This window comes from Paenibacillus sp. J31P190, assembly GCF_059692075.1.
Genome location: NZ_JCAUAS010000032.1, coordinates 32,820 through 49,994, shown reverse-complemented (window position 1 = coordinate 49,994; position 17,175 = coordinate 32,820). Strand labels below are relative to the sequence as shown.

The window sequence follows — 17,175 nt, the reverse complement described above, 5'->3', positions numbered from 1 at the left end:
GCAAAATTAGCATAAATAGCGCTCGTACGTTCCCTTTCAGTAGTATTGATGACGTACTCGTCCCGACACGGGTGAACTCGGCCTTCCGATCGAATTGCGGACCCAATGCTGAAGAGATCTTGCGAAGATAGTAAGCATGCTGCTAGACGACGTTGAATGCAATCACCGAGCATATGTGAAAAATATGATCAAAAGCCCGCTCATAGGCAGAATCTGAACTATAACCCGTAAGTGAGCACTTTTTTCAAAGTGTCCATCTTACGTGTCACAGTTCAAGCTCACTGCAACCAGAGCGGCTTTTTCCAAGCGATGCAGACCATCGATACCGCCTTACAAAGGCAAATCACGTTTGCGGAACAGCGTGATTCCCGCTGCAAAGGTCACAAGCCCAATCACAATCAATACCGACCATGCAAACGCGGTTCCCGTCTGCCCGCCGATCATGCCGCTCGGATCATACAATGAGAAGTACGTCAGGTTGCGCAGCCAATTGATCTTTTCGCTCAGTTTGCCGATGAAATCTAGACTAAAAAACCCGAAGGTAAGCACGGCTGATATCCCGAGCGCCTTCTTTTCGTCGTTGGCTAAAGAAGAGACGAGAAAGGCGATTCCGCCGACCGCGAAGAACAGCAATAACGCCGCCAGGTTCATACGCAGGTATGCCGCTCCGTGAAAGTCGCTCAAGTTCCCTATAAACAGGGCATATCCCGCAAACCCGCATAATGTCGTAACCGCCATGATGGACAAAAGCCCAGTCACAAAAACGGCTGCTTGCGTCATCGCTACTTTCCCGCGGGTGGTGGGCGTAGCCAACAAATACGCCATGGATCCCTGGTCAACCAGCTTCGCCATCAGCTGTGTGCTGAACATGATGCAGAAAATCGAAACGATCAGTACGAGCAGCAGTCCGTAATATTCGCCTGAGATGAATGCCTCCACGGTGCCGAAGCCGCTGCCCAAATTGAACGCATTGGTCATGCCGGGAGGCAAGGACTTGATCAACTCGTCTAGGGCTGCATTATTTCCTGCGAAGCTCGGGAACAGCCAGAACATGAGCAGGATATAAAAAGCGGATCCGAACGCATAGTTCATCATCCCTTTTATATGAATCTTCATCATGTGTTTATAGAGAGAGGAATTCATTGTAATGTCCCCTTCCGGTCGTAATAGTTCATGAACACGTCTTCGAGGCTTTGCGTGAATACGTCCAAGTTTCGAATAGGGTACTTAGACGTCTCTAAGAGGAACTGAGCATACTCTCCTTGTACAGCCACCCGCACGCGATTACCTTCACGCGATTCGACGGTTATGCCGGAAGTCCGCCCGAATGCTTCCGCATCCTCTGCACGTTCGAACGTCAATTCGAACAATTTCCGCTGCATCGACTGCAGCTCGTGGATATCTTTGACAGTAAGGATGACACCGTCCTTAATAATGGCCGCACGGTCGCATGTCCGCTCAATTTCCGGAAAGCTGTGCGACGACATCAAGAACGTTGTCCCCCGGGCTTTCTCCTCCAGTACGAGGTCGATAAACACCTTCTGCATAAGCGGGTCGAGTCCCGATGTCGGTTCATCCAGGATGATCACCTCCGGCTGATGCATGTAAGCGGCGACGATGCCGACCTTCTGCTTCATGCCTTTGGACATTTTGCGGATGGGGGTCCGGACGTCGAACTGGAAGCGGTCGATCAGCTCCTCCCGCCGCGCCGAATGCTTCGACCCTTGCATTTCCGCCATAAAATCCAAAAACGTTCGCCCGGACATGCCCTCGATAAACGCGATCTCTCCTGGCAAATAACCGATATACCGCTGGACGGTACCCTGCTTAGCCCAGGTGTCCAGCCCGCCAACCTTCACTGAGCCTTTATCCGGTTTCATGAATCCCATGATATGCCGGATCGTCGTGGATTTGCCGGCCCCGTTCGGACCAAGAAATCCGAACACCTCACCTTTTTTGACCGAAAAAGATACGTCAAAAATCCCTTTTCCGTTCGGGAATGTTTTGGTCAGCTGCTGAACAGTCAACATGCGCGGCCACCTCCAAATATGAAAGTTATGAAATATTATTTATGAATAATTTCAAAACTTATGTTACTCCTGAATGTTAGTACCGTCAATACTTTTGAAATATATTTATGCTATAATTTCATTATTCCAAAAAAACGGGTGATCCGAATGAACGGCTATGAAAAAAGAGCCCAGCAAAAAAAAGAAAAAATCATGCACGCAACCTTGAATATGCTGAATACGTCCGATCCCAGAAAACTGCGGATCGCCGATATCGCCGAAGCGGCTGGCGTATCGCAGGTAACCATCTATAATTACTTCGGCAGCAAGGAAGCCTTGGTGCGGGAAGTGTTCAAAGATTATGCAAGGACGGCATTGAAAGAATTTGGTGAGTTTCTCTCCGGCGATCACTCTCTGAAGGAGAAGATCGAGTACATCGTTTTCCAGAAGAAGAAATCGTCGAGAACGTTCAGTCTTGAGGTCATGAAGCAGATATGGCACGACGATCCGGAAATGGGAAACTTTCTCAAAGAAGAATATATGGCCAAGGGTGTTCCGCTTGTCATTCAGCTCATTGAAGACGGCAAGAAAAATGGGGAAATCACCGGGGCGCTTTCTACATCTACTATCATGATGTATATGCAAATGTTGACGAGTCAGGCGGACACTATGCTGGAATATGCCAGTATACATGGGAATATAGACACGTTGATCGAGGAAATGGTGCATTTGTTTTTCTATGGGATCGGCAGCACGCCTCAACCGATCGTTCATACATAAGTTTAAGTTTTGTTGCTCCTTAGAAGTGGATTTGAGATAATGCTGATATCAATAACAGAAGAATGGGAGTGTGGCATTTTTGGAAAAGAAGAAAAAAACGTTAGCTTTTATAGGTTCATATGCGGATTCGAATAATCCTGGGGTATACTCCTGCCAATACGATGAAGTGAATGGGAGCTTTGAAGTCACCCATCAAGTAAATGGTTTGCAAAACCCGACGTTCTTGACTGTGGACGCGAGAAATTGGAAACTATATGCATTATCAGAAGGTGTTGACGAGAATCAACAGCGCTGCGGGGCGGCATCTTCTTATGATATTGATTCAACTACAGGTGAATTAACGTTTCTGAACAACGAGATCACACTGCCTGCAACAACGTGCCACATTACATTAGACCATACGAACCAAGTGGTGATGGTATCCAGTTACCACGGGGGTATGGTAGGCTTGTCTTCTGTGTTAGCGGACGGACGTTTAGGCAAAACGGCTGATATCCAGCAGCACCAAGGAGCAAGCGTCCTATCGGTGCAGGATAGACCGCGTGCTCATTCAGTTTTCTTGGATCGGGCAAACCGTTATGCGGGAGTCTGTGATTTAGGCTTGGATAAGATTATCATGTACAAGCTCGATATCCCTGCCAAACGGCTTATTCCTCATAATGAAGTGCATATAGCCCCCGGTTCAGGTCCGCGGCATTTTGCTTTCCATACGTCCTATGCTTTTGGCTATGTGATTAACGAACTTGGCTCCACTGTCACGGCCTTCAGTTATGATGAAGAACGAGGAGAACTGACCGAAATCCAAACGATTTCCACACTCCCAGAGTCTTATGATGGGGAAAATGCCTGCGCTGACATTCATGTTTCACCAGATGGAAAGTTCCTATATGGATCTAACCGCGGCCATGATAGTATTGTCGTGTATGCCGTTGATGCAATTACGGGTAAGTTAACGGTGGTGGAGCACGCACCTACGTTAGGGAAGCATCCGCGTAATTTTGCGATATCGCCGGATGGACAATTTCTGCTGGTAGCTAACAAAGATTCGGATCATATTGTATCGTTCTCACGTGACTCTCAATCAGGGAAGCTTGTTCCTAACGGAAATGTGTTAAATGTGTCTAAACCGGTATGCATCAAGTTTGCTACTGTAGAATGACACCTTTTACGGAGCGGGTTATTCACATCATTCGGTCAATCCCCGAGGGCAAAGTTATGACCTATGGTCAGATCGCTGGGCTCGCTGGAAGCCCAAGGGCGGCTCGGCAAGTCGTACGAATTTTGCATGCCATGAGCAAGAAGCATCGCCTTCCTTGGCATAGAGTCATTAACGCAAAGGGAGAGATTGCTATCATGGATGATGAAGGTTCTCATATGCAAAGTTTTCTGCTGCAAGCTGAAGGTGTCATAGTTACGGATAATCGGAATGTCTCCCTTGAGCACTATCAGTATCAAATGAAAGAAGAAGCATGAGTTTACATAGGCAGCCTCACTTCTTGCAACTGGAAGAAGTGAGGCTTTTTGCAAGAAGGAAGTGGGCCAGACTTTGTCGAATCTTGTGAAATAGGATGATCAATTCGCGGAGGTTGTTATGACTCAAGAGCAAGCATCACCAGCAACGATATATAATTTAATAACGATGGAGTCCAATCCTTCGCAGCGGCGGTTTGCTTTTATTATTGGGGCTATCGTGGCTATGATTTCGCTACTTTCTGTCCCGTTTGTAAGGATACAGTTGGTTGAGCTCCAGGCCTATCAGCCGGCCATTTTTTCCACGGTTATTTGTTTCGAATTCATTACTGCTTACGTGATTTATAGTCAATTCAAAATCAATCGATCACCGGCGGTACTCGTCCTGTTTGCATTGTATCTGTTTTCCAGTGGTATGAGTTTGGTCTATATCCTCACGTTTCCTCGTGTTTTCGCTGAAAATGGCTTGTTCCATGCAGGAACACAAACTTCGGCTTGGCTATACGTGATCTTGCACGCAGGTTTTCCTCTAGCGATTGCCCTCTATATGATAATCGAATCGAAATATGCGAATGTTCGTTATAGTGCCCGTAAGGCTAAGAGATTAGGCCTTTACACACTGCTGGGTGTCGTTTTACTAATCACAGTCTTTACTTTTATTACCACACATTTCAAAAATCAACTGCCAATTGTACTGTCTCAAGGTAAGCTAACACCCTTATTTATATACGGTCTTGGGCTGCCTATTGTCCTCATTACTTTGATTACATTAATTGTCTTCTACAAAAGAACGAAAGCGAGTACAGTTACTTCGACCTGGCTATGTGTAGCCGTACTGGCTTCAATGCTGGATGTGGCGATTATTCTTTGTGGCGGCGGGCGCTTTAGTGTGGGATGGTATGTGGCTAGGTGGAACACCTTTGTATGTGCAAATATTGTACTTGCGGGAATGATTTATGAGTTTACCAAAATGTATCTGAGAATGACAGAGCTTTTCCAGCAGGTGAAGGATAGTAAAGAAAAATATAAGGTGCTGCTTGATGAAAGCCAACAGGCTGAGAGAAAGATTTCAGAACAAAACGATATTATTGAGCGGATGCTTGAATCCAGCCATGAGGCCATCATCATGTGTGATACAGAAGGACGGGTCATCTTTACAAATCGCCGCGTGGAACATTTCTTTGAACGTCCACTCGAAAGCGGAGAACTAATGTCTAGCTATTGTTTAGGAATGAAAACCTCAGACGCTGCTTTTGATGAGGTCATCGACGCTTATTTCGAACAATCCATCCCGCCTTTTCGAAAGCGAATATCTAGATTGACGCTGAAAGGCGAAACAAGGCACTATGAATGTTATGTCAATCCTATTTCAGGTGAAATGGAAGATACGCTCAGGGGACATTTAGTCGGATTTAGAGATCGTACGGAAGAAGAGCGAATCGATGAGTTGAAAAATGAGTTTGTCAGCATTATTTCTCATGAAATTCGGACACCGCTATCCTCGATTGTAGGTTTTATCGAAATCCTGGCAACACGTGCAGTGACGGAAGAGAAGCGCGTCAAGTATATCGAGACGATTCATAAGGAATCCTTACGGCTATCGAATTTGATAAACGATTTTCTTGATTTGCAGCGGTTGGATTCGGGCCGGCAAGAGTTTCATTTCCAATCCTTGGATGCAGTTCTATTACTCCGCGAAATTGTTGAGCAGTGGCAGGGAAAAGATAATCATGATGCTGAGCTGCATGCGGCAACCGAGCGTATTTTTGTCCAAGGGGACGAAGACCGTTTAAAGCAAGTGTTCCATAATTTGATCTCCAATGCGATTAAGTATTCGCCGGGTGAGACGAAAATTGATATTTATGTGGAAACCGATAACGGTAAAGTAATAATCAAGATCCAAGATTATGGTCTTGGCATTCCAGCCGATGCTTTGGACAAACTGTTTACGAGGTTTTACCGTGTCGATAATTCGGATCGCAGGAAAATCGGAGGAACAGGTCTTGGGTTATCTATTGTCAAGGAAATCATTGAAGCACATCATGGGAAAGTAGTTGTTGATACGGAGCTCGGCAAAGGTTCAATCTTTATTGTTCAGTTAGTTGAAATAGATGCAGATTAGTCGGGTAAGAAAGAGCATGTTCAAACCGTGAAAACCTCGCGGATTGACATGCTTTTTTTCGTTCAATCCGATTTCGATTATGTCGAAATATAGAGGATTTTGTCAGAATGCATCGAATTCACATGAAAGTTTAATGATCAAATGTAAGTTGTTATTAGCTTTTTCACCAGAAGAGCAAGATTCCACGGCTGCTTAAGTGGGATACTTGCTTAACAAAGGAGGAGTAAGAAGGAATGAAGCCACAGAGAACAGCGAATGTAAAAGGATGGGTAAGAAACGTATCATTGAAGTCGTTTAAAGCAAGAATGACGGCGATGTTTCTTGTTATCGCGTTAGTACCGATGCTTTTTAGTATTATTTTTTCTTCCTACTATTTGAAGAATGTGGTGACTGGTGAAGTTCACTCCAAGGAAGAAAGTGTCGTTAAAGCCAATGTAACAGCCATTGATTATTCTATCCAGCGGCACATAGCGATTTTGAAAGAAATGCAAAAGTTTGATGAGATCAAAAGTGGCAATGAACAAGAAATTATGAAGACGCTTAAGAAATTTGAACAAGCCAACAAAGAAGTTGAACAGTATGTTTATGCAAATAAAGACGATATTGCGCTTACTTCAGCAGGTCAAAAGATTCCTATAGGCGAACGCGATTACGTTAAGCAAGCCAAGCAGACGAAGCTGCCTGTGAGTAGTGATTTGCTCGTCAGTAAAGCTTCAGGTAAAAATGTCATCATTGTCTTTGTCCCGCTGCTTGATGATAAGCAAAACTATATCGGTGGATTATTCTGTCCATTAACAACGGATAACCTAACCGTCTACACGAAGACAATAAAAATTGGCCAGACAGGCTACGGATATTTAATGTCTCCTTCCGGATTGCTCTTGACCCATCCTGACGCAGGTAAAGTGGGCAAAAAAATGGAGGATGTATTTACGCCTGCGGAAGCAGCTAAGTTTAAAGAGACTGTTTTGAAAGAAGAGAAAGGAACGTTTCAATTTACCGGTGAGGATGGGGTCGCAACAGAAATTAGCTTTGATACAATCCCGTCAACAGGCTGGCGCTTGGTTACGAATTTAGTGAATGCAGAAGTATACAGCTCGGTAAAAACAGCCAATCAAGTATCGATCTGGCTGACAGTGATTACGACTATCGTAGTAGCGGCTTTCGCACTGATTGTCTCGACGAAAACAACGAAACCAGTTATTGCTATTACGGAAGCCGTGAAGAAGATGGCTGAAGGGGACTTAACACCACGTCTTGCTATCAAGCGAAGTGACGAGCTCGGACAGCTTGCCGATAACATGAATCAAATGCTCGATTCTTTCTCAGACATTGTTGGAAAAGCTAGATACACCGCGGAACAGTTAGGCGCTTCGTCGGAGGAGCTTACGGCTTGCTCTGCGGAATCGGTCGACATTGCCACTACGATCGCCCAATCGATTCAAGAAGTGTTCAATGCGAGTAAAGGCCAGTTGCAAGGAGCAGAGCAGACATCGACCGCGATGGGGGAAATGGCTATTGGCGTACAAAGAATTGCAGAATCTTCGTCGGTCGTGACAGAAGCATCACATGCTTCACTTCAGGAAGTTCAGCAAGGCCGCATTGCGATCAATCAGGCTGTCGAACAGATGAAGTTCATTAATGAATCCGTCGGGAAATCGGCGGATGATATGAGAGCACTTGAATCGTACTCACAAAAAATCGGTGAAATTGTGTCGGTCATTACCGAAATTACAAGTCAAACCCAGCTGCTATCCCTCAATGCTTCTATTGAGGCGGCACGAGCTGGCGAACAAGGACGCGGGTTTGCGGTTGTGGCGAACGAAGTCAAGAAACTGGCTGAACAGTCGTCATCCTCAGCAGCAGATATTTCGAGTTTGATTCGGGAAGTGCAGTCGTCGACATCAAGAGCGGTACAAGCAATGAATAAAGGTGTGCTGGACGTAGAGAAGGGTTCCGAACTTATTGATGCGGCAGGGCAGGTCTTTAACCGTGTTACCTCGACGTTCCAAGAAATTTCTGACCAAATCCAGGAAGTCTCAGCCGCATCTCAGGAAATGTCGGCTGGAACCGAGGAAGTAACGGCGTCCATGAGCGAAATTGTGCACATGACCAAAGCGTCTTATGACCACGGACAAGGCATTTCTGAAGGGTCGAAGAAGCAGCACGCGACTATGGAGGAAATATCTGCCTCAGCAGAAGATTTAAGCAATATGGCGCAGGAACTGCAAGAATCGCTTGCTAGATTCAAAACTCGTTAATATTTCGAACATGATATACAAGCATGTCAAAGGGGATTGAGAGGTCAACCAATTGGTTGACCTTTTTGTTTTGCCCAAAAATCCAGAAAAGAAAGGGAAAAGAGTTACAAAGTCTATAAAACGAGAATAGACTAACGTATCAGTAGGCCATAAGGACAGGAGGCATGCTATGAGTGACAGGACCTTATATCTATTCGATGGCATTAATAAAAGCTCTGTGAAAACCATAGTCGAGCAAATCATGAGAATTAATCAATATGATGATGACAAAGATAAGAAAGAAAAAGACTTCAAGCGTCTGCCCATCGACTTAATTATTAATAGTAATGGGGGGAGTGTCTATGATGGTCTAGGATTGATCAATGTGATTGAAAATAGTAAGACGCCGGTGCATACATACGTGTATGGACTTGCTGCTAGCATGAGTTTACTAATCGCTGTCAGCGGCCATAAGAGGTACGCTGGCCGACTTAGCACATTCATGTATCATTCTGTATCTACGCATATCGACGGTCATTTGGAACACTTGAAGAATCGTGTGGATGAAACGCAGAGGCTGCAAAACATTTATGATGAGTACATCTTATCGAAAACGAAGCTGCAGACAGACGAGCTGCATCGTGTACAGGAGCATCAACGTAATTGGTATTTGAGCCCTGATGAGGCTTTATCATTTGGGATTATTGATGAAATTGTATAAACATGGCGGAGAGAAGCCTGAGGGATTCTCTTTTTCTTTGTTTTTTCTCCGCTTTTGGTGTTTAATTGAGAGATAGAGAGAAGAGGAGCAGCCGTGCTGTTCCCTAATGAAAAGGAGATCCATACCGTGTATAAAATTGTATTTTTCGATATTGACGGCACATTAGTTAACGAAGAAAAACAAGTTCCTGCTAGTACGATCATAGCTATTCAACAATTAAAGCAGCAAGGGATTGAACCGGTTATTGCAACAGGACGAGCACCCTACTTCATCAAACCCTTGGCTGAACAGCTTGGGATTGATTCCTATGTGTGCTTGAACGGCGGCTATGCCGTTTACCGTGGTGAACCGCTCTACAGACGGATTATCGCTAAGAGCAGCATAGAAGCACTGGTCAAACTGGCAGCTAAGCATAAGCATTCCCTCGTATTTGAAGGAGAGCATAACTTCTTCACGGATACAGAGGACCATCCTTTTGTTGTTGGATCGGTTTCCTCATTGAAGGTTGATTTGCCGGCGTATGACCCGGATTTCTGGAAAACAAATGATATTTATCAAATCTTCTTGCATATTGAAGACACGGATGAGCATTTGTACGAGGAGCTGCAAACGGAATTTAAGCTGATTCGGTGGCACCAGCATGCGATAGACGTATTACCAGCAGGTGGTTCGAAAGCCCAAGGGATTGCCGCGCTTTTGGAGCTTGTTGGATTGAAGCCCGAAGAAGCTGTTGCTTTTGGTGACGGTTTAAATGATATGGAGATGCTTTCGTATGTCGGATTCGGTATCGCGATGGGGAATTCCCACAAAGACTTACTTCCTTATGCCGATCATGTAACGACACATGTGGATGAAGATGGCATTCGAAACGGACTTATTACGGCAGGATTACTATAGTAAAGAAACAATACATATAGGGTGAAGATAATGAGAATAGCTTTTTTTGATTCAGGGATAGGCGGTATTACCGTCTTACACGAAGCCATGAAGCAACTGCCTCATGAAGATTTTCTATATTTTGCGGATACCCTTCATGTTCCCTACGGGACGAAATCGAAGGACGAGGTTCTTGCTTTTGTCAAAAAATCCGTAGACATGATTATCAAAGAAGAGGTTAAAGCCCTCGTCATTGCTTGCAACACAGCAACCAGTATAGCCATTGCAGAATTGAGAAAAACCTATGAGATACCGATCATCGGGATGGAACCCGCGGTAAAGCCTGCCCTCGAAATGAATCGTTCATCAGGTAAAAGAGTGCTCGTTTTTGCTACGCCTCTAACCCTCAAGCAATCGAAATATAGAGAGCTAGTTTCTCGTATAGATGATCTGGGTATGGTGGATTCGGTACCGCTGCCGGAATTGGTTGAATTCTGTGAACAATTAAATGTGGAAAGTCAACAAATCACTGATTATTTTCATGCCAAGCTGGAGCCCTTCGACCTAAGGATGTATGGGACTGTTGTTCTAGGATGCACACATTACCCCTTTTATAGGGGCGTTCTAAGAAAGATACTGCCAAGTCACATCCAAATTGTTGATGGAAGCTCGGGTACTGTGAACCGGTTGATACAGCTGCTCAGTGACCGAGACCAATTAATTGGCGATGGACAGTCCAACATCAAATTTATGTGTTCCAGCCATGAGACAGCCTATATTCAGAAAATGGAAAAGGCTTTGGGAATCATTCAAGCTATTGGTGAGTAAGGTTTGTGGACATATCAAAAAGGCATTGCCGTGCAGCCGCCGCTGCATGACAATGCCTTTATTTTGTTAAGTAAAAGGATTGCGTCAGAGTTACACTCTGATTTCAAGCAGCTCATAGCTAATGACACCCATCGGTGCATTCACACTAATGACATCCCCAACCGATTTGCCCATGAGGGAAACGCCAAGTGGACTCTCGTAGGAAATTTTATTTTCATTCACATCGGCTTCCTGAGTACCGACGATTTTATACTCAATTTTCTCAGCAAATTCCACATCATTGAGAATAACAGTAGAGCCAACTTGAACTTTGGATGTGCCGATATTCGTAACCACTTTAGCTTTCTTCAGCATTCTTTCAATCGTCAATATTCTGGTTTCCATAAAAGATTGGTCATTTTTGGCGGAATGATATTCACTGTTTTCCTTGAGATCGCCATAGCTAATCGCTGTCTTAATACGGCTGGCTAGTTCTTTACGTTTGACGGTTTTGAGATCTTCAAGCTCTAATTCTAAACTGCGTAATCCTTCTGGAGTTAGAATGATTTCATCATTTGACATATATTTTGCAGCTCCTCATGTATTCGATACTAGATATACTACTAAAGTAACTGAGGCAAGTAAAGTAAGTAAGACAAGGTGACTGTCTAACTTGTGCATTTTTCAAAAGCTGGGCTGGATGTAAGCAACTTTGTGACTATGACAGGCGTCTAATAAATGGTAAGTTTTCCCTAATTTATTCAAGTCAGGATGTGATTGTTCCAAATGAGTAAAATGAAAATCTTCACTATCGCGATCCTCGCTGTAGGACTAGGATTGGGCAGTTTGGCGCATCAGACGAAAGCTGAACCCATTTATGGAGGATCCTACGCGCCAGAAGGAATTAGATTCCCTGCCACGATTGAGCTTTTGGCCGAGACGCCCTATTATGCATCTCCTAATCAGCCCGATGATGAGCCGGAAGGTACTTTTGCCCCTCAGGAGGTAAATGTGCTCACTGTAGAAAGCTCGTGGTCGACTGGTTTATCCACCTGGAAGATTGAAACGATGTTCGGGCCGAGGTGGATCAGGCCAAATCCATGGGAAATAGACATGGAGCCGCCTAAGCGAATTACACTATTGGAAGAAACTCCGCTATATCGCAGTCAAAGCACCAAAGGCGGACCAGCAGCCTCCTTATCCGCACAAGAGGTTGAAGTAGTTGCGGCCGAAAAACAGTGGTTCTATACGAACGACCCCACTAGTAAAGCATGGATGAAGGTGCACACCACTTGGTTAGGTGATCTGTGGGCGCATATACCCGTCAATCAAATAGGGACTGTACAAAAGGTGCAGCGAAAAGCACATTATTACGGACTACCTGCCAATAGTGATCTCGGTACTGCCATGGGGGTTGGCGAGCAGCAGCAAGATTGGTCAAACTCCAAGGCAGGCGATTACACGATCACAAGGGAGTTCACAACCATCTATGATCGTGCATTCGAAGTTCAAACGGATCAAGGAGCTACATGGACACGCGAAAAGGGAGTCTCGATCCTGAGTACGAATGAAACCATGGATATCGTGCGTGAAAAGCCGCTAATTCATGATGTATGGGATGGACTGAAGAAGGAAGATGCCGTTATAGCAGGTGAAACGGTAACTGCTTTCGAGAAAATCGAAGAGCGACTATATACAGGGAGAGGCCCTTATCCGATTTGGTACAACAGTACTTGGTACCATGTACGTTCATCCAAAGGCACAGGATGGATAAACAAAAATGTTGGCGAGCCTGAAGCTGCCATACCTGTTCATTGGAAAGTCTTGGTTAAAGATCCAAAGGAGCTGCAGCGCTATCCGGAAACTCCGTTCAGCTCATCTACATTACTGCTGCGTGATCAGACAGTGGAGGTTACCGAGGCTTGGAATTCACCCTACAGCGGGCCCATATGGCTGAAAGCTCATGTCGATGGGAGAACCGGATGGATTCCGTACTGGGACAGCTTGCAAGATACAATTTGGGATGAAGATACACAAACGGTAGCTCATATTTCAAAAATAAATACGAATAGTCTAGGAATTGCCCCTGCCGCGAAAGATGGGTTACAACTTTACAATGGTCAGCGGATTGGGTATACGGAAAATAATCAATCTTATTTGGATGTCATCCAACTTGCCGAACAATTTCAATACAAAGTTGAAAAGGTGCAAGGCACGGATGCCGTCACTTTGAGCAAGGATGACTACTCTTTTGAGCTTAAAGCTGGGGCTAAGAATGCGTTGATTTATTGGCACAGTACTAAGGATAAAAGTGTTCAATTGGCAGAGCTGCCGCGTCGTTCCCGCGATAGCTGGTATCTTAATTTGAAAGACGTTCAAGCTCTTTTTGGATTAACGCAGGTATTTGCGGGCAAAGAATACAGTTTGTTTGAGAAGAATTATAACGTGAAGTCAGGAGAATTCCCGACCCGCGCGGAGAAGGGGCATTTAGAAATGCAAGTATTTGTTTATGATTGGACCAGCCAGGAAGATTATAAGTCCGGTCAGATGCCCCTTCAGATGTACTTGGAGGAGAATGGAGATCAAGGTGGAGAATCACATGTTTCCAAAACGGAAGGGATCGTTAACAAGCCAGATGCTAGTGATTCGTCAGTTGCTTTGTTTAGCTTGAAAGCATTTCGTCCGCTGACACCGGGAACTCACCAAGTGAATGTTGTTGTACGTATCGGCGAAAGAATCATTTGGAAGATGAACGTTGAAATAGTAGCTAAGTAAACCTACCACATTCATAATTGACAAAAAGAAGGGCTTCCACAATCATTTTACAATGACCTTGGATCGTCCTTCTTTTTGCCTTTTCATTATCCTATCATCAAAATCTCCCGAATCTCTTGCTCCGTCAAAGCGGACAATGCTTCATGTCCCGGCTGGATCACATCATCAATCAGATTCTTCTTTTTCTGTTGGAGCTCGTACATTTTATCTTCTACGGTGCCTTGCGCAACAAGTCGGATCACTTGCACAACCTTCTTCTGGCCGATACGATGTGCACGGTCCGCAGCTTGCTGTTCTACAGCAGGGTTCCACCATAGGTCGTAGAGGATAACAGTGTCGGCACCAGTTAGGTTTAGTCCAGTACCGCCGGCTTTTAATGAGATGAGGAACAGGTCTCGCTCGCCATCATTAAATTTATTGCACAGCTCTACACGTTCGGCCGTAGGGGTTTTACCGTCTAAATAGAAATATGGCACTCCTTGATAACCTAGGTCTCGCCCGATCATCCCCAGCATCGCTGTAAATTGCGAGAATATCAGCACCCGCTTGCCGGCGCTTCTGCATTCTTCGATAATCTGCATGAGCTGCTCGAATTTGGCCGAGCTTCCGGCATAATCATCGACGAATAGAGACGGGTGGCAGCACAGCTGGCGAAGTCGGGTCAAGCCGGCCAATATTTTGATCCGATGTTTATTAAAGCTGTCTTTGTTCAGATGCTTCAGTGTTTCCTGTTGCAGTTCGGCCAAATAAGCGACATACAGCTTCTTCTGTTCCGGCAGCAGCTCGGAAGCTTGCAGCGACTCGATCTTCTCCGGCAGTTCCTTGAGAACGTCGGTCTTCAACCTGCGCAGCAGAAACGGTCGGACCCGCTTGGCTACACTTTCACGGGATAAGTCATTGAATGCTTTTCTCCCTGGGAACAACCGAGGGAACACCGCGTCAAAGATGGACCAAAGTTCTTCAAGCCTGTTCTCCACTGGAGTTCCAGTAAGGGCAAAACGGTACTCAGCCTGAATCGCCTTCACCGCCTGGGCCGTCTGCGTGGTGTGGTTCTTGAACATCTGAGCCTCATCCAAAATAAGCGTATGAAACGATTGTTTCGCATACAGCTCGATATCCCTTCGCAAAAGCGGGTATGAGGTAATGAGAACATCGACTTGGGACGCATGTTTCAGAACCTTGTTGCGCTCTCCTCTGCTCCCATCGGCGATAACAGCCCGAATCTCTGGCGCGAATTTCTTCAGCTCATTGAGCCAATTGTAGACGAGAGAAGCGGGAGCAACAATGATCGCCGGCAGCGCCTGCTTTCTGATCTCGGGCAGCACAGAGACAATAAAAGCGATGCTTTGTATGGTTTTTCCAAGGCCCATATCGTCTGCCAAGATGCCGCCGAAATTGTACTGGGCTAGCGTCTTCAGCCATTGGAATCCATACTTCTGGTAATCCCGAAGAACAAGTTCCAGACTAGCCGGTACCGTGAAATCCAGATTATCCGGATTCCGCATGTTTTCCAGTAACTGGCGGAATGTTCTGCCCAGCTTAACGGTATTTCCTTGCCTCTCGGAGTCCATCAAATAGAGCCCGCGGACTAAGGGGAGGCGGATCTCTGCGGCTTTCACGTCCTCCTTAGTAATGCCCATTTCGTTCATGACGCGGACAATTTCTTGAAACTCCGCGCTTTCGAGCGGCAGTAACGCCCCGTCCGGCAGCCGGTGGTATTTGCGTTTCTCCCCAAGGGATTTCAACAGATTGCGGACTTCCGATTCCGGAATACCTTCCATATCGAACTTGAATGCCAGCCAATCCGTTCGTTTATCCACATCAACCTTGACTATCGGCGGGGCATGTCCGGTTAGAAGTCTTATTTTCACGGCAGAGGTGGCATAAACAGTCAGCAGCTTCTCCAACTGCGGAACGACGTGGTACAGAAATTCGTATTCCTCGTCTTCGCCATCCATGAAATATCCTTCCTCCATCTTAGCGAAGGTACTTTGCTCCATAAGCTCCAGAATTCGTCGCTCCTGATCTCCGTCTCGCATGAGAATGCGGTCGGTTGCGCGCCTCTGTTCATTGCCTTCTAGCGGGTTAATGACAATATCGCCGTATTGAAACTCCAGACCGGCAAGCAGTCGATCTTTCACTCGGTCCAAATACAACTTAGCTTTTAACGGCGTTCGCATAATGCGGTCGGAAATGGCCCCAGCGATATGGACACTGCCTAGCTTCATCAGGCCAGGAATCACTTTTTCCATAAAAGGTTCCATTTGCGCGGGCGGAATCTGAATTTGGTGCTTGCTGGAGTTTTCGAGCATTTGCTTAAGCTCTGAAAGACGCCTACACGGTTCGGCTTGCATTTGCATCAGCTTTCCTTCGGATACGACAACTCCATACGATTCCATTACCGTAATCTTTTCCAAACCTTGGACATCCAATTGGAAGCCTTCGGCCGCTGTTTGGTCGAATTCAAAGTGGAGCGGGATGGGTTCACCCGATACACGGATTCCATCGAATGTGCGGTTATCCTGCTCAAGTTTTACGGACGAAGCCTCGGTAAGCGCGGGAAGCAAGGTTGTCCATGAGAAAGGAGGAACCAGCAGCATCCGATCGCCACTCAAATGATTCGTACGAACAGAGTACGTAGTTGAAGTCTCAAGGTACATCTGCTCATTGCGATAGATTTCGATGAGATTCCTAATGACCGCATCATCTTCTTTTTGAAAACTATGGAGCTTAGGGTCGTATGTGAAATGCTTTGAGAATACATAGGCTTCTCTCCGCTCAATATGATCAAGAAATTCTCTTAACCTTTGGACGATATACCGTTTTTTAGGACCGACCTTCATCTCAATCCCGAACATGAACTTCCGATAGCTGTATTGGAAGGGCTTGCAGGTAAACTCCATTTCTAGTACTGTTCTTGTATCGAAAAGAGGTTGTGAACGGCTTGGACGCTGCGGTTTGTTCCCGAACAAATCCAATATATGGCTCGTCAATCTCCGATCTCCCTCTGAGTGTCCAAAAGACCTTAATGTTGTACCGCCAACTCGAGGTACTTGCTGAATAGCATGAATATTCAGCAGCACGGCAGCGATATGCTCGCAGTATTTATCGTCCGGATCATACGCAGGACAGGTGCAATGGGCAATAACATCCCCGTTTGTATCCTCTTCAACGGTCACTTGGCAGGTGCCGTTATATCCTTCGACCGTGGCTTCATAGAGCGGTGTTTCAGGATCTTCATGTAGGAAAGTCACTCTTCTTTCATGGTAGTAGACTTCTCCTTTTTCATAAGAAAACCGGCCGCACAACAACTTAATGACCCCATCTGTCAGCTGAAAGCTCATTACCTGGATCCTTCCTTTTGGAAAATAGTTA

Annotated in this window: 13 protein-coding genes; 9 read left to right on the top strand and 4 right to left on the bottom strand. The window is 45.6% G+C overall.

Features of this window, described 5'->3' with window-relative positions:
* Positions 1–330: 330 nt before the first annotated feature.
* On the bottom strand, positions 331–1,143 hold the full coding sequence (locus tag AC58U0_RS32985; RefSeq protein ID WP_497383000.1) for an ABC transporter permease subunit: 813 nt from the start codon (positions 1,141–1,143) through the stop codon (positions 331–333).
* On the bottom strand, positions 1,140–2,030 hold the full coding sequence (locus tag AC58U0_RS32980; protein WP_497382999.1) for an ABC transporter ATP-binding protein: 891 nt from the start codon (positions 2,028–2,030) through the stop codon (positions 1,140–1,142). The genes AC58U0_RS32985 and AC58U0_RS32980 overlap by 4 nt, the downstream gene beginning before the upstream one ends.
* Positions 2,031–2,177: 147 nt before the next feature.
* Between AC58U0_RS32980 and AC58U0_RS32975 the strand changes: the two genes are divergently transcribed.
* The 8 genes from AC58U0_RS32975 (at position 2,178) to murI (ending at position 11,046) form a co-directional block, all read left to right on the top strand.
* Positions 2,178–2,789 (top strand): TetR/AcrR family transcriptional regulator, encoded by a 612-nt coding sequence (locus AC58U0_RS32975; protein WP_497382998.1) that lies wholly within the window; start codon positions 2,178–2,180, stop codon positions 2,787–2,789.
* Between the two features lie 79 nt (positions 2,790–2,868).
* Positions 2,869–3,948 carry a lactonase family protein gene (locus AC58U0_RS32970; protein ID WP_497382997.1) on the top strand — a complete coding sequence of 360 codons (1,080 nt, stop codon included), beginning with the start codon at positions 2,869–2,871 and terminating at the stop codon, positions 3,946–3,948.
* A complete protein-coding gene (locus AC58U0_RS32965; RefSeq protein WP_497382996.1) occupies positions 3,945–4,262 on the top strand; it encodes an MGMT family protein in 318 nt (105 codons plus the stop codon). Before AC58U0_RS32970 ends, AC58U0_RS32965 begins: the two co-directional genes overlap by 4 nt.
* A gap of 118 nt (positions 4,263–4,380) precedes the next feature.
* Positions 4,381–6,381, top strand: a complete 2,001-nt coding sequence (locus tag AC58U0_RS32960; protein WP_497382995.1) for an ATP-binding protein — start codon at positions 4,381–4,383, stop codon at positions 6,379–6,381.
* 233 nt (positions 6,382–6,614) lie between these two features.
* A complete protein-coding gene (locus AC58U0_RS32955) occupies positions 6,615–8,642 on the top strand; it encodes a methyl-accepting chemotaxis protein (RefSeq protein ID WP_497382994.1) in 2,028 nt (675 codons plus the stop codon).
* Between the two features lie 169 nt (positions 8,643–8,811).
* Complete coding sequence (locus tag AC58U0_RS32950) at positions 8,812–9,342, top strand: ATP-dependent Clp protease proteolytic subunit (RefSeq protein WP_497382993.1); 531 nt, start codon at positions 8,812–8,814, stop codon at positions 9,340–9,342.
* A gap of 117 nt (positions 9,343–9,459) precedes the next feature.
* Complete coding sequence (locus AC58U0_RS32945; protein WP_497383016.1) at positions 9,460–10,239, top strand: Cof-type HAD-IIB family hydrolase; 780 nt, start codon at positions 9,460–9,462, stop codon at positions 10,237–10,239.
* 30 nt (positions 10,240–10,269) lie between these two features.
* The gene (murI, locus tag AC58U0_RS32940) at positions 10,270–11,046 is read left to right on the top strand and encodes a glutamate racemase (RefSeq protein WP_497382992.1); all 777 of its coding nucleotides are present in this window, start codon (positions 10,270–10,272) and stop codon (positions 11,044–11,046) included.
* Positions 11,047–11,136: 90 nt separating this feature from the next.
* Here murI and greA read toward each other — a convergent pair whose 3' ends face one another.
* A complete protein-coding gene (greA, locus tag AC58U0_RS32935) occupies positions 11,137–11,607 on the bottom strand; it encodes a transcription elongation factor GreA (protein WP_057305342.1) in 471 nt (156 codons plus the stop codon).
* Positions 11,608–11,811: 204 nt separating this feature from the next.
* Here greA and AC58U0_RS32930 point away from each other — a divergent pair, with 204 nt between their 5' ends.
* On the top strand, positions 11,812–13,800 hold the full coding sequence (locus AC58U0_RS32930; RefSeq protein ID WP_497382991.1) for a hypothetical protein: 1,989 nt from the start codon (positions 11,812–11,814) through the stop codon (positions 13,798–13,800).
* A gap of 86 nt (positions 13,801–13,886) precedes the next feature.
* On the opposite strand, the gene AC58U0_RS32925 is transcribed toward AC58U0_RS32930, so the two are convergent.
* The gene (locus AC58U0_RS32925) at positions 13,887–17,144 is read right to left on the bottom strand and encodes a DEAD/DEAH box helicase (RefSeq protein ID WP_497382990.1); all 3,258 of its coding nucleotides are present in this window, start codon (positions 17,142–17,144) and stop codon (positions 13,887–13,889) included.
* Positions 17,145–17,175 lie beyond the last annotated feature (31 nt).